This is a genomic window from Lachnospiraceae bacterium JLR.KK002, from assembly GCA_036941025.1.
GTDB lineage: Bacteria > Bacillota > Clostridia > Lachnospirales > Lachnospiraceae > Petralouisia.
In genome coordinates this window covers 226275-240806 of record JAYMNP010000001.1, presented here as the reverse complement: position 1 = coordinate 240806, position 14532 = coordinate 226275, and the positions used below count along the sequence as shown (strand labels likewise).

Sequence of the window (14532 nt, the reverse complement as noted above, 5' to 3'; positions counted from 1 at the left end):
TACCCATTATTTATTTATGCCTGAATTGTAAAGATTTTAACACACTGCAGACCATTTTTCAAGATTTTTATTATAACAGTCAAAATCACAGGTGCAAAGCCTTTATCTGATTTTCCGTATTGACACATTACTTATAACATGTTAATATTAATTCACCAAAATTTTGGCAATTTGTACATATGTCGGAGTATATCTCATTCCTTATTTGTACTATTTGCAGTGATTTTTTCAGTATATATGTAATTTCATTGTTATTTTGCATATATATTCCGGATTTTCCGTATTGCCCTGCCAGAAGGCGGACGCACCGCCGGATTACCGGCTGCTTCAGGACAACAGACGAATCCCTGTATTCTGACCATTACATTGCCTTTCATAAAAGGAGGAAAACTATGAAAAAGAAAAATCTGGCAAAAGTTCTCGCCCTCTCTCTGAGTATGGCAGCAGCATTATCCCTGGCGGCATGTGGCAGCACCCCCACATCCAACAATGATACTAAAAAAGATGAAACGGAGACCACACAGGAGAACAGCGGCGAAGAAACAAAGAAAGACAGCAGCGGCAAAACAGAAATCAGCGTGATTGCAGCTCAGTACGGTCAGAACACAGCAGACTGGTGGAAAACCTTTGAAACTGATTTCGAAAAAGACAACGAAGGCATTGACCTGAACGTGGAAGTTATTTCCTGGAATGATATTTCCACCACAGTCAACACCCGTGTTGCCAACAATCAGGCTCCTGATATTCTGAACATTGACGTATTTGCAGATTACCAGGCGGACGACCTGCTTCTTCCTGCAAAAGATTATGTATCAGATGAAACCTACAACAAAATGTATGAAGCGTTCCTGGAGCAGTCAAATGTTGACGGAACCATCTGGGCTATTCCGGACCTTGCTTCTGCACGTGCCATGTACTACAACAAAGATATCCTGGAAGGCGCCGGCGTGGAAGCTCCTCCCACCACGTGGGATGAACTGACAGAAGCCTGCAAGAAGATTAAAGAAAAATATCCGGATGTTTACCCATGGGGTATTGATATGACAACTGACGAAGGTCAGGCAGCATTCGCATACTATATCTGGAACAACGGCGGAGACTTCACAGACGCTGACGGAAACTGGACACTGAACAGCGCAGAAAATGTGGAAGCTATCGAATACGCTGTGGGACTTATCAATGATGGTTATACCAACACAGATCCTGCCAATGAAACACGTTATGACCTGCAGGATATGTTCGGAACCGGTAAAGTTGCCATGATGATCGCACCTAACAGTCTTCCCACCTATGTAAAAGACGGCGGCAATGAAGTAAACTACGGCATGGCTCCTATCCCCAACAACAACGGCACTTCCGTATCTGCCGGTGTTATGGACCGTTTCATGTGCTTTGACAATGAATACACAGACGAAGAAATGGAAGCAATCAAAACTTTCTTTGACTATTTCTTTGAAGACGAACGTTACTCTGCATGGGTTGAAATGGAAGGTTTCCTGCCTGCTACCAAGACCGGCGGCGAAGCTCTTGCAGCAAAAGACGAATCCATGGCTGAATGGATTGACATCGTAGGAAGCTGTAAATTCTATCCTACCGCAAAAACTGAGTGGGCAGACGTAAAACAGGGTGTTATCAGTGCAGAACAGAATGCACTGTTAGGCGGAAATGTTCAGGAACTGCTTGATAGCTTACAGGCAGAAATTGCTCCGTAACATTTTGTATCACCTGCATCCCAGGATGTGAACACGCAAGCCCTGATTAAGGCGAAATATGAGGCCGGGCTGTTACAGGCCCGGTCTCATTTTATAAGAATGATGAGGTGAACCTGTGAAAAAAATAATTCGAAAAATAGAACCTTATATCTGGATTTTACCCAGTGTGCTGCTTATGCTTGTCTTTATTCTGGTTCCCATCGTATTTGTATTCCGGATGGCATTAAGTAAAGTCAGCAGGGCCGGGTTGATTAAAGGCTTCACCGGATTAGCCAATTTTACAAAAATCCTGTCAACTCCTACTTTTTCCATGGTTTTAAAAAATACCCTGGTATGGACAGTGGCAGTGGTGGGCCTTTCCACTCTGCTTGGATTTATTCTGGCTCTCCTGTTAAACAATGCCTTTAAGGGCCGCAAAGTTGCCAGAGCCATCGTGGTATTCCCCTGGGCCACCACACTGGTGGTACAGGCAAGTATCTGGAAATTTATCATTGACACGGACTATGGTACGCTGAATACACTGCTGATAAAGCTGGGAATTATCGACCACGCAGTAAACTGGACTCCTTCTGCCGGCGCCTGGTTCGCCTGGGAAATTGCCTGCGGTATTTTCGTAACCATACCTTTTGTTACCTTTACGGTTCTGTCCGGCCTGCAGTCCATCGACGGCAGCTACTACGAAGCCGCAACTGTTGACGGCGCCAGCTACTGGCAGAAACTGTTCAAAATCACAATTCCGCTGGTAAGTTCTTCTCTGACCGTCAGCACGGTATTAAATATCATTTATGTATTTAATTCATTTCCAATTATCTGGAATATGACAAAAGGAGATCCCGGCAACCGCACGGACACTCTGGTTACCTACCTGTACAAACTGGCCTTTTACAATGGCAAGCAGGGAGAAGCGGCAGCCGTATCCGTCATCGGATTTCTGATCCTGTTAGTATGTGCGACCGCCTACATGGTGGTAACTTTAAGGAAGGGAGATGAATAATATGAATGAAAACGTAAAGAAGCCGGTAAACGGCAAAAAAATTGCATTGAAGATTCTCCTTTACCTGGTTGTATTCATTATATGTGTGCTGATTCTTTATCCGTATTTTGCCATGCTGTGCACAGCATTAAAGGACCGCTCCGAGATATTCTCGGCACAGGGCACAATTTTACCAAAGAAAGTCCTCTGGTCTAACTTTACGGATATCTGGGACAGAGCTCCCATGGCAAAATACATGCTGAATTCCATTCTGATTGCCGGAGGCTCCACGATTATCGCACTGCTCTGCGGAATTCCTGCGGCTTATGCATTATCCCGCATGAAGTTCAAAGGCGATATCATATTCCTGGGTTTTGTAATTGTTTCCCAGATGTTCGCACCGGTGGTTCTTCTGATTGGTATTTACAAAGTCATGATGACTCTGAACCTGACAAACAGCATTCTCGGATTAATCTTTATCAATGCTGCTTTTAACCAGGCCTTTACCATCTGGCTGCTGCGGGGCACGTTTATGAGTATTTCCTCTGAAATGGAGCAGGCAGCTAAAATCGACGGCTGCAACCGTCTGGAGGCTATGATAAAAATTCTGCTTCCGGTAGCGGCGCCCGGTATTGTAACCACTCTGATTTTCGTGTTTATCAATGCATGGAATGAATATACCGTTGCCCTGACACTGATTTCAGAAGATTTGAACAAACCTCTGACTGTTGGTATCAATATCTTTAACGGTTACAACATGATTGAATGGCAGTATCTGTTCTCCGCTTCTCTGTTTGCAATCGCTCCGGTGGTTATTCTCTTTGCAATTATTGAAAAGAATCTGGTCAGCGGTCTTGCATCCGGCGGTGTAAAAGGCTAAACCCTGATATAAAAACAACTGTGGCAGAGTATGGAACACCATACCCTGCCATATTTTTCAGGTAATTGCGAAACTCAATAATTATACCAATTTCATGTGCAATTCAAAAAATATTTCATAGAAAGTGCAGAAATTATACATGAAATTTTGACAATTTAATAGTTTCGCAATTGCCTGTGCCATATTTTTATCGGAAAGGAGAATAAAATGAGTAAATCACAAAGTACGTCTCGTTCTGCTTCGGCAGAAAGAAAACATTTCCCGGCAAAACTTATTTCCTTCTTATTAATTTTCACAGTTTCTCTGTTTCAGATGTCCGGCATCGTTCAGGCGGCATCCACCCGTCCCGCGGACAAAAACAAAGCCGGGAACGGCAACATCCTTGTGGGTGTTTCAGGCACCTTTGAACAGAAAGACAAATCTGCAATCCTGAGCAGAGTCAACGCCATCCGCAAAGAAGCCTGCGAAAAAGGCTATCCCAATCCTGCCAATGGACGCAAACTCACCATGGCAGATTATGTACCCATGAAATGGTCTTCGGATCTGGAATGGATTGCACAGCTCAGAGCTGCGGAAAGTACCGTAAATGAAAGCCATACCCGCCCAAATGGGCTGAGCTGTTTCAGTATCCGCCGAAATAACCAGCAAAGCCGGGCTGAGAATCTGGCATGGAATTATTCCGGACTGATGCAGGGAATGGAACAGTGGTACGGAGAAAAAAATGACTGGGTAAAACAGAATTCTCATGCTGTCACCGGACATTATACCAGCTTAATCAATCCAAAGTATCAATACATTGGCCTTGGTTCCTTTGTCCGCAGTTCCGGCGGCTGGCATGGCATCGCCGGTGAATTCAGCAGCAGCAACACAGGGTCTGAAAAACAATCTAAAGTAAAAGGAAGCTATATGCAAACCCTGGAAGTTGGCAAAGCAAACATAACACAGATGTCTTTAAAGGCGCCTTCCACAATAAAGGTGAAAAAAACAAAAACCTTAACGGTATCCTGCAAGGTTGTATACCCTGGCATTATGGGCGGGAACAACAGCACGAATGCAAACATTTTAAAAGGCATCACCTGGCGTTCCTCAAAGCCTTCCGTACTGACCATCAGTTCAAAAGGCAAAATCACCGCAAAGAAAGCCGGAAAAGCTACAATCACAGCAAAAATCAAGGGTAAAAAAACGTTGAAAAAGACTGTCACTGTCACAAAATAAATCAACACGGCTGCTTCAGCGAGCGTTTCACATATGCAGATATGATAAGAACTTTTTATTCTACAGGAAGATACTTTCACATGTCAGCATAACAAGGTCTTTCCTGTAGAACAAAAAGGAGGGCAGAAATTTTACGCTTTTTTGTTAAATACGGAAAACTCCTCATAATCTGCCATATTGAAAAATTTCTCAATATCATTGTGGGGAAACAGCATTTCCATGTAAAGGCTTCCCAACAGTTCTTTCACCTGTTCCGAATCCACCTGTTCAACGGGAAGTTCTTTCAACTCCATCTGTTTCAGATTGGCCAGAACCGCTTCTATCTGCTGTTTGTCCGGCGGCGCCTTTTCAAAAACCGGCACAGGTTCCGGAACCTGCTTTTCTTCCCCCGGCTCCTGCTCCGGTTGCAGAATTTCCCTGGTTTCCGGCATCCGGTACACAAGATTCCTGCATGTCTTTTCGAAACACTCCGGGTCATACTTTGCAAGATATTTCAAATCTTCCACCGTCAGGGTATGTTTGTTATGTATTTTAATGTAAATATTCACAAGACGCGTATCTTTTTCCATGGCAGCCTCCCTTCTTGTTCCTGATATTCCTGGTTATCTGGCTACAGGCAATGATATTAATGTACTATTGCCATTCACTTCTTACTCTGCTTTTTATACTTTTCATTGCAGGCATAATCATATAACAACCTTGTAACACCAGATAAAACGCCCATTGTTCCCTTTTCCCATTTTTGAAATTCTTCTGCTGAGACACCTGCTCGAAAATTCCCATGAGCAATAGAATTTCTACGATTTACAAGTGCATCAATATCTGTTTCATATTCCTGAAACAAATCCACCGGAAGTCCCAGCTTATATAAATTTTTTTGCAATACCACATACCATAAATTTGATTCCGTATTAATAATACTGTCATCTAGCTCCAGATTTTCTTCCATGAATTCTTCATATTGAGACATAAAATCCACACGTCTGAAAAATCTGTGCAGACTTGAATCATCTGGCAGTTCTCTCCGAAAAATCTCGCATTTTCTGTCCAGATTATCATATGCATTAAATTCTTTATTCATGGAAGCAGCCTTTAAACCGGTTTTTACCGTCTCCCTTGCCAACGATAATGAATTAATATATTGTACATACGTCTGTAAACTTAATTTTATGTATCCTTCCAGATGAGAATATAAAATTAATACCAGAGACTTACGATACCTGTTTTTATCATGTTCTGTAATGTAATCACCACTTTACAACTATTATAAATAGCGCTCCTTTTGCTGAACAAGGTATTTTAAGGCTCTCATAAGGGCAGATGATTTTATTATACTTTCGCTCTTTTTCACGAAAGTGGCAAAAAATACCTCCTGCCTGATCCGCTCGCTGAGCACAAACCTGAAATCCTGTGCGCTTTCCCTACGGTACTTTGAAAATGCTTCATCCTGATATGGCAGCAGTTTCATCGCACAATAAGCTATGTTGATCAGATTAACCAGCATTTCAATCCCTTTCCGGCTGCGCACCATATAGCTGCATAGTGACCAGAAGGTTTTCTGTTCGTAATAGCTGACTTCTATCTTCCATCTGAATGAGTACAGGAACAAGGGGATGTAATCCATCCATGCACTCCCCGTCTGGTTCAGGGGGGTCTTTTCCTGCCATGCACAAAAAATCTGCAGCTGTGTGGGGAAAACCGTACTGAAGAACAGGCGCCTGGAACCGCCTTCCTTCTCTGTGGCTGTCACATAGGCAAAAACTTCCCTTGTGCCGAAAATATTTGTAAGGACACGGCGCATCCCAATATAATAACCGCCTATTTTTTCATCCGAAAGTGTAAAATCTTTTTCCGCCGAAAGACGTTTCCCATGTTTTGCAGGCCTGCCCCTTTTTCCGGTCGGCTGCGGGGCAAGGTCATAAAGGACAGAGTCATACCTTGCATTTCCGATTAGGCCAAGGTTTGGGTATTCATCCACGACAGAAACCAGATCCCCTTTTGTATACCAGCTGTCGCATAGGATAATGACATTCGCCTTTTCCTGTAATTCAGGCATGGCCTGGCGTACCATGGAAGCAGCCAGCTTTAATTTTGACTCTTCTTTCTGCCACATACGGTAGGAAAGCGGAAACGCCTGGTAAACAATCTTGCCTTTATCCCACATTGGCACACAGAGCATGACACTTACAAAGCAGTGCCCATTCAGGTAGCCGCTGCCGTTGTGCGCGGAATGGTCAAAGAGTTTTGAGACATCCTCAAATTTCTTTCCATATTTGGGAACAATGGTATCATCCATGCATAAAAAAACGGGCTGCGTCTCTAAGGATTTCGGGATTAGTTTCAATGCCATAGATGCTGTTGCATTCATAAACCTGGAATAATCCACTTTGGCATAGGAGCAGGCATAGTAAAAGGCATTCAGGGATTTATCTGTTAGCTTTGACAGGAAATGTCTGTAAAGGAAACGGATGGAATCCGCTGACTCCAGTGTCAGTATGGACAGCAGGAGCAGGACCAATGTCTCGGCTGTAGGAATGGAACAAGCCTCAAAATAAATGTAAAAATAATGATAAAGTCTACCAATTATAGTTTTTTCGTTGTATAATAAGTCTGTCGTACAGGATCACTTTCTTTCGTATTTTTTTGTTTGCAAACTTATTATACATCAGAAAGTCCTGTATGACATTTTTTTTATGGAAAAGTTGTAAAGTGGTGTAATGTAATTTAACTGATTTTTAAAAAATGCAATTTCTTCCTGTCTCCATTTTAACTCATTTTCTAAATTTGCTCTGAATTCATCAGCTGTCAAGTATCTCCTGCACTCCTTCCGTAAATATCTTTATCCTTGTTTTTACACCATTCACACTTCCTGTATTATAAAATTTTAATTCCTCTCCAAATTTAATCTCGTTCAGTTTATCAACTAATTTTGACAAATCTTCACATGCTGATAATGAATCAATCATTTTTGCAACGGAGACAAACATTCCGTCAAAATAATATAATACAAATTCTTTTTTGTATATTTCATTTTTCGTCTTTCCGGAAAAAGCATCTTTCCCAAATTTTTCAGCGAAAAATCTGGAAGTTTTACAGAATATATCCCATTCCTTATCACAGTTAAATTCCCGTTCACCAGTAGTAATGTCCTCCAGATAGTTTGTAAGATACTCTGTTACGGGATATTTATAACTGTCCAAATCATTTTTCATGGCAAGATAACGCAATACCAGTTCCTGCCTGTATTGCAATCGTTCCCTCTCATTTCCAATGCGAGATACAATTGTTCGAAAATCTTTATTTTCACTGCATTTTTCCAGAAAATCTATTCCTTTAGAGCCAAGTAATCTTACAGTACAATTCCTGATTTCCTGTGCAGACAGCAATTCTCCTCCTGTATTCAACCGTTTGAACATATGATATTTAAGAGAAGGTTCACTTTCCTTCCGGATTACTTCCATTCTCACAAAACTTCTCTTGATTTTTATCTGCAAGGCTTTGGGCATAAGCTCAAACGATAAATTATTTAACTCAGGCACTATATCGCACCCGCACAGAATCAGGGGCTCCTGTTCATCATTTTCCAGTTTTTCTCCTCTGAAACGCAAATAACTGGATATCCTCTGCAAACCATCTATCAGCTCATACTCTCCGTCTTTTATTTCAATTACAAATATTGGCGGAACCGGCATCTCCAAAATTAATGATTCAATAAACCGGGATTGTTTTTCCGGTTCCCAGCGAAACATACGCTGATAATCCGGAGATATAATCAGTTCTTTATTCTGATACATATCATACAATTCATTAAAAGACACATCCAGACTTCTGGTTCTGATATTAACAATCTGGCTGTCCACATTTTCTATCAAATTCTCTATAGCCATACCATTTATCCTTTCTTAAAATTATTTTATACATACCTCCATACTTTTTACACATTCGATATCAGAATATTTACTTTTCTTTTTATTATACACGAAAAGAACCGGCAGCACAACTTTCCCATACCTGACATTTTGCTCTGAAATCCTGTACTATTTTTTCGGAATAAACTTTTCCTTTTGGGTTTATTTATGATATAATGGAAAAAAATTATTTAAGGAGAGATTCTTATGGGCGTAACAGATATTACCAAATTAGACGACATGCAGTTAAGCGTACTGACTGAAATCGGAAACATCGGTTCCGGCAATGCCGCAACGGCTCTGGCAACTTTACTGAACACCTTTGTAGATATAGAAATTCCCAATATCCATCTGCTCAATTTTGAAGACGTTTCCCAGTATCTGGGCGGCCCGGACAATTATGCACTGGGACTGACCGTTATGCTGGACGGAGATATTCAGGGAATGATGCTGCAAATCATCCAGAAAGAATTTGCCGCAAAACTGATTAATACATTTTATGAAAAAGAGATTTCCTCACTGGATGATATCAGTGAAATGGACTTATCCGTTGTGCGGGAAATGGGCAATATTACCACTGCCGCATATGTAAATTCCATTGCCAAAATGACAAATATTTTTATCAATATCACTCCCCCTCAGGACCATATTGATACCGTGGGCAACATTCTGGCGATTCCCTCCCACAATTTCACCTCCCTTGGCAAAAAGGTGCTGTTCATTGACGAGAGCTTCTGTATCTCCGGCACACAGATTAAGGGAAGTATGATTCTGATTCTGGAGTATGCTTCCATGAACGTTCTGTTCCAGAAGCTGGGGCTTCCTGTCTGATACAGCAAAATATCCATACCATACAGAAGGCTGCCATGCCTGTAATCAAATATCCATACAAGCATGGCTATTTGCCTCATTGCTCGCGGGAATAAAAATTCACGGGTACGGCAGCTTTCTGGCTGACAGTTTGACGCGGGGCGCTTTGCAGAGCGCTTTTATCCGGAAATGCCTGTCACGTCTTCTGAGCGCCAGCACCTTTCCTGCCTCCAGACTTCTTCTTCTGCTGATGAGCCGCAATCCGGATATAAAGTTCTTCCGGCAGAAATCTTCCCAGGGTCATGGCCAGACGCACGGAGCATTTCGGAACAATTACCGTTTTTCTCCGTTTCATCTGTTCATAACCGCAGCGGGCACAGTAAGCGGCGCTGATTCCCTTTAAGGCAAATTCCACGTTTGCCACCTGATTGAATTCCGTATCAACCGGTCCCGGACAGAGACATCCAATGTAAACCAGACTTTTTTCGCTGCGCAGTTCCTCTGATGCCGCTCTTGTCAGACTTGTCACATAGGATTTGGACGCATAGTAGGCGGCCATATAAGGTCCTGCCGGCATCAGACCTGCACAGGAAGCAACATTTAAAATATAACCTCTGTTCTGTTTCATCATTTTTCTCAGGGCCAGCTTGGTCAGAATGTGAAGGGCTCTTACATTCACATCCAGCATATCCAACTCTTTCTGCAGACTGCCGGCTGCAAAGGCGCCGAAATTTCCAAATCCCGCATTATTAATCCAGATTTCCACCGGCCTGTCCTCCACTGTCTGAAACAGGCGATAACAGTCTTCTGTTTTTCTCAGGTCAACTGTGACAATCTCACATTCTGTCTTTAAATGCTTTTTCATCTTCTCCAGTCGTTCCTGCCTCCGGGCCGCCAGTATCAGGCTGTATCCTTCTCCCGCCAGAATCCTGGCGAATTCTGCTCCGATTCCGGAGCTTGCCCCTGTAATCACTGCATATTTTTTCATTTATGATAAATTCCTTTCTTTGTTCCGATGAACCGTGCCGGCAGCCCCTGACAGTCTGAGCCGGATGCGGCAGCACATGTTCATATTCCTGTCTGCGCAATATACTGCTGCCAGTATTTTCGTTCCTGATAAGCCTTATCCCATGAAAACCGGACGTTCATTCGTTCTGCCCTCTCAACGGTTCTTCTTAAAATTCCCCTCTGATTCGTCCAGAATAATCTGCTGCTGGAAAAAGCACAGATTCTGTCCACGGGATATATACATTTCAGGTACGCGGGGGTACTGTAACAGGTGGCCGAAGATTCAAACAGCAGATATGTGGTCTCTCCGTCACATACCAGTTCTTCCGCCATGGGCGGAAAACTGCAGGTATTGTAACAGCAGTAAAGATTCTTTCCGGTAAAGCAGTCTTTCACCACCTGATAAAAATAAATATTGGAATGAAAATATCTGCCTCTGGAGGTTGAAACTGCCATGCAGGTTACCCCGCCCTGCTCCGTAAAGGTAACTCCGTTGGCAAAGCCCGGAATTACGATTTCTTCCTGCTTTTTCAGCGTGAAACGTTCTCCCTCTTCTGTCATCTGCTTCTCCACAGTATAACTTCTCAGCATTCCCATGCCGCTGACCCGGTTTCCGTAAGTTCCCACCCACAGCCTGTTGTCGTGCCAGGTTACAAAAGAAGCCACCGCACCGCAGGAAACGTTCTGGTCATATTCCGGCAGTTTATAGCTGCTTTTTCCGGAACCGACCGCCTGTTGGATAGTATCATAGGAAATCACACTGCACTGCCGGTCCGTACTTTTGGCAATCCAGATATTAGTTCCGTCAAAGGCCACGCCTCCCACATGATTGATATCAGGAAGCACCACCGTGGTCAGAAGCTGCCTGTTCTCCGGATTCCTGTCAGACAATACATACAGCACGGAAGGGTTGACTTCACGCCTGTTTTCTGTTTTATTACCCGCAGGAGCTCCATTGTCATAGGCTGTCACCAGCATATAGTCTCCGGCCACACAGATTCCCTGGGGAACCATCCGATTGCAGCTCTCCCCCAGAATATCAGTAGATTCCAGTCCCGGCACCGCAGTAGAGTAGTCTGCCTGATACTGGGACTGGAAGAATCCGTAACGGTTTAAGGTATTCTGAAATTCTTTTTCATACCGGAACCTGGTACTGGTGGAGACTTCTGACGTCTGTTCTGTTTTCAATGTTTCCATATTTTTGAAAAAAGAAACGGCCGCATGGCGTCCTTCTCCTGCTGTCAGGAGATACCATGCAGCCGCTGTCAGACATAATAACACACTGTATTTTAAAATGAAAGTTCTTTTTATCTTTTTTCTCATACATTTTCCGCCTTTGTTGCAGTTTTACAACATTTCTGTCTTTTTTATAGTATAACCAACAATTCTTTAGACAGCATTAACAAAAAATGTATATTCTGTAAATTTTTTTTGGCAAAATTATCCAATATCCGGAAGCATATGCCGGATTATATTCAGAATCTCGCCGGAAGCCTCCTCTTTGCTCATCCGCTCCAGACGGACAATATCTGTTCCGGTAATCAGGGTGAGCACATTGGTGTCCGTGCCAAATCCGGCTCCTTCCACTTTCAGATTATTGGCGGCAATCATGTCAAGATGTTTCCGCTCCAGCTTGGCTCTGGAATTCTCCTCCAAATCTCTGGTTTCCATGGAAAATCCGCACAGAACACTGTGGATTTCTCCCGCCTGTTTCATCCGGCCCAGCTCTGCCAGAATGTCTTTTGTCCGCTCCAGCCGAATGGATGATGCGCCCTCTGATTTCTTAATCTTGTCTTCCGCCACTTCTGCGGGCCGGTAATCCGCCACTGCCGCAGCCTTGATAATCACGTCCATTTCCAGCGCCCGGCGGATAACTTCCTGATACATTTCTTCTGCAGATATTACATGTACCGTTTCCACAAACATGGGCGGATTCAGGGCTGTGGCTCCGGTTATCAGCGTAACTTCCGCTCCTCTTAACATGGCTGTTTTGGCCAGTGCATATCCCATTTTTCCCGTGGAGTGATTGGTAATATAGCGTACCGGGTCAATGGCTTCCTGTGTGGCTCCGGCAGTGACCAGTACCTTCTGTCCGGCCAGGTCTTTGGGAAAGGCCAGTTCTTTCAGAACATAGTTCACCAGTACTTCTTCAGAAGGCAGTTTTCCTTCTCCTGTATCACCGTTGGCCAGCATTCCCGTATCGGGCGGAATGATTTCGTAACCGAATCGTTCCAGCTTACTCAGATTGTCCTGGACAATGGGGTTATGGTACATATTGTGGTTCATGGCCGGGGCCAGCAGGATTTTGCAGGTGCAGGCCATCACCGTTGTGGTCAGCATGTCGTCTGCAATGCCGTTTGCAATTTTCCCGATGACATTTGCGGTAGCCGGGGCCAGCAGAACCAGATCCGCCTGTTTGGCCAGCGCCACATGCTCTACGGAAAATTCAAAATTCCGGTCGAAGGTATCAATCAGGCATTTATTCCCGGTGAGGGTTTCAAAGGTGGTGGCGGTGATAAAATTTGTGGCATTCTCCGTCATCAGCACATGAACGTTGCAGTGGAGCTTCTTCAGCATTCTGGCCACGTTGGGCATTTTGTACGCGGCAATACCTCCCGTCACCCCCAGCAATACGGTTTTTCCTTGTAACATATTCGGATATTCTTCCTTTCTGCAGATTCTGAATCCTTTCAGATTTTATCAGGAAATCTCCCCGTGTTTTTCATAAGTGGTAATTCTGGAAATCCTGTTTTCCTCGTCCACAAACACCACCTGAGGCCGGAAGTCTTTCGCTTCCTCCGGGGTCATCTGGGCATAGGCCATAATAATAATATGGTCTCCGGTCTGTACCTGTCTGGCTGCGGCTCCGTTCAGGCAGATCATGCCGCTGCCCGGCTCTCCCATAATGGTATAGGTCTCAAAGCGGTTTCCGTTCTCAATGTCCACAATCTGCACATTTTCATATTCCAGGATTCCGGCTGCTTCCAGAAGCTCCGGGTCTACCGTGATACTTCCCACGTAGTTCAGCTCTGCCTGTTTTACCACTGCCCGGTGGATTTTTCCTTTTAACATTTTAAAATACATGGTTGTTCTCCTTTTGTGGTTACTGTTCCCTGGTAATTGTACATGAAATTCTGATAACCGGCCTGTTTCGCAATTGCCGGTTACTGTTCCGGGTTATAGCTGAAGTTATCAATCAGCCTTGTTTTTCCGATATAAACTGCTGTGGCTGCCAGAATGGGGCCCTCAATGGTCTCTGCCGGCTCCAGGGTCTCTCCGTCCACAATCTCCACATAGTCAATCCGTGCAAGAGGTTCTGTTTTCATATGCTTCACAATGGCATTTTTCACTTTTACAGCGTCTTTCTCTCCGGCCCGTATCAGTTCCTCTCCCAGAGTCAGGGATTCGTGCAGTATCAGGGCTGCCTTCCGCTCCTTCGGATTCAGATATGTGTTGCGGGAACTCATGGCAAGTCCGTCTTCTTCCCGGACAATGGGACATCCCACAATGGTAATGCCAAAATTCATATCCCGCACCATCCGGCGAATGACTGCAAGCTGCTGAGCGTCTTTCTGGCCGAAATATGCCCGGTCCGGCGTTACGATATTAAAAAGTTTGGATACCACCGTACACACGCCCCGGAAATGGGTGGGCCTTGTTTTCCCGCAAAGGCCTTTGGTCAGGCGGTCCATATCCACAAATGTACAGTTATCGGGAAAATACATTTCTTCCGGCTCCGGATGAAAAATCACATCTGCTCCCACTTCTTCACAGAGAGCGGCGTCGCGGTTTAAATCTCTCGGATAACTGGACAGGTCTTCGTTTACTCCGAACTGGGTGGGATTTACAAAATCACTGACTACCACCCTGTCATTTTCACTGACTGCTTTTACAATCAGGCTTTTATGGCCTTCATGGAGATAGCCCATGGTGGGCACCAGTCCCACGGAATGGCCTTCTCCTCTCCACCATTTTACAATGGAGCGCAATTCTTCTATGTTCGTTACTATCTGCATGGTTTCCTCC

The 14532-nt window shown here is 44.0% G+C and carries 14 protein-coding genes; 5 read left to right on the top strand and 9 right to left on the bottom strand.

Annotated elements, in window-relative coordinates:
- The first annotated feature begins 392 nt into the window (after nucleotides 1-392).
- The 4 genes from VSQ32_01245 to VSQ32_01230 all read left to right on the top strand — a co-directional run bounded on the left by VSQ32_01245 (nucleotide 393) and on the right by VSQ32_01230 (nucleotide 4780).
- Nucleotides 393-1712: an extracellular solute-binding protein gene (locus VSQ32_01245; GenBank protein MEH2941511.1), complete on the top strand. Its 1320-nt coding sequence runs from the start codon at nucleotides 393-395 to the stop codon at nucleotides 1710-1712.
- A gap of 115 nt (nucleotides 1713-1827) precedes the next feature.
- Nucleotides 1828-2706, top strand: coding sequence for a sugar ABC transporter permease (locus tag VSQ32_01240; protein MEH2941510.1), 879 nt, complete (start codon nucleotides 1828-1830; stop codon nucleotides 2704-2706).
- A 1-nt stretch (nucleotide 2707) separates the two neighbouring features.
- Nucleotides 2708-3565, top strand: coding sequence for a carbohydrate ABC transporter permease (locus VSQ32_01235; GenBank protein MEH2941509.1), 858 nt, complete (start codon nucleotides 2708-2710; stop codon nucleotides 3563-3565).
- A gap of 207 nt (nucleotides 3566-3772) precedes the next feature.
- Nucleotides 3773-4780, top strand: coding sequence for a CAP domain-containing protein (locus VSQ32_01230; protein MEH2941508.1), 1008 nt, complete (start codon nucleotides 3773-3775; stop codon nucleotides 4778-4780).
- A 131-nt stretch (nucleotides 4781-4911) separates the two neighbouring features.
- On the opposite strand, the gene VSQ32_01225 is transcribed toward VSQ32_01230, so the two are convergent.
- The 4 genes from VSQ32_01225 to VSQ32_01210 all read right to left on the bottom strand — a co-directional run bounded on the left by VSQ32_01225 (nucleotide 4912) and on the right by VSQ32_01210 (nucleotide 8667).
- The gene (locus VSQ32_01225) at nucleotides 4912-5349 is read right to left on the bottom strand and encodes a hypothetical protein (GenBank protein ID MEH2941507.1); all 438 of its coding nucleotides are present in this window, start codon (nucleotides 5347-5349) and stop codon (nucleotides 4912-4914) included.
- 74 nt (nucleotides 5350-5423) lie between these two features.
- On the bottom strand, nucleotides 5424-6023 hold the full coding sequence (locus VSQ32_01220; GenBank protein ID MEH2941506.1) for an MAE_28990/MAE_18760 family HEPN-like nuclease: 600 nt from the start codon (nucleotides 6021-6023) through the stop codon (nucleotides 5424-5426).
- Between the two features lie 21 nt (nucleotides 6024-6044).
- Nucleotides 6045-7268 carry a transposase gene (locus VSQ32_01215; protein ID MEH2941505.1) on the bottom strand — a complete coding sequence of 408 codons (1224 nt, stop codon included), beginning with the start codon at nucleotides 7266-7268 and terminating at the stop codon, nucleotides 6045-6047.
- A 310-nt stretch (nucleotides 7269-7578) separates the two neighbouring features.
- Nucleotides 7579-8667 (bottom strand): DUF262 domain-containing protein, encoded by a 1089-nt coding sequence (locus tag VSQ32_01210; GenBank protein ID MEH2941504.1) that lies wholly within the window; start codon nucleotides 8665-8667, stop codon nucleotides 7579-7581.
- A gap of 228 nt (nucleotides 8668-8895) precedes the next feature.
- On the opposite strand from VSQ32_01210, the gene VSQ32_01205 reads away from it, so the two are divergent.
- Entirely contained in the window at nucleotides 8896-9519 is a 624-nt protein-coding gene (locus VSQ32_01205; GenBank protein ID MEH2941503.1) for a chemotaxis protein CheC, read from the top strand.
- 175 nt (nucleotides 9520-9694) lie between these two features.
- On the opposite strand, the gene VSQ32_01200 is transcribed toward VSQ32_01205, so the two are convergent.
- The 5 genes from VSQ32_01200 to panC all read right to left on the bottom strand — a co-directional run bounded on the left by VSQ32_01200 (nucleotide 9695) and on the right by panC (nucleotide 14522).
- Entirely contained in the window at nucleotides 9695-10486 is a 792-nt protein-coding gene (locus tag VSQ32_01200) for an SDR family oxidoreductase (protein MEH2941502.1), read from the bottom strand.
- Between the two features lie 80 nt (nucleotides 10487-10566).
- A complete protein-coding gene (locus tag VSQ32_01195; GenBank protein ID MEH2941501.1) occupies nucleotides 10567-11829 on the bottom strand; it encodes a hypothetical protein in 1263 nt (420 codons plus the stop codon).
- A gap of 117 nt (nucleotides 11830-11946) precedes the next feature.
- Nucleotides 11947-13158 (bottom strand): bifunctional phosphopantothenoylcysteine decarboxylase/phosphopantothenate--cysteine ligase CoaBC, encoded by a 1212-nt coding sequence (gene coaBC / locus VSQ32_01190; protein ID MEH2941500.1) that lies wholly within the window; start codon nucleotides 13156-13158, stop codon nucleotides 11947-11949.
- Between the two features lie 48 nt (nucleotides 13159-13206).
- Nucleotides 13207-13590, bottom strand: a complete 384-nt coding sequence (panD, locus tag VSQ32_01185; GenBank protein ID MEH2941499.1) for an aspartate 1-decarboxylase — start codon at nucleotides 13588-13590, stop codon at nucleotides 13207-13209.
- 80 nt (nucleotides 13591-13670) lie between these two features.
- The gene (gene panC / locus VSQ32_01180) at nucleotides 13671-14522 is read right to left on the bottom strand and encodes a pantoate--beta-alanine ligase (GenBank protein ID MEH2941498.1); all 852 of its coding nucleotides are present in this window, start codon (nucleotides 14520-14522) and stop codon (nucleotides 13671-13673) included.
- Between the last annotated feature and the right edge of the window lie 10 nt (nucleotides 14523-14532).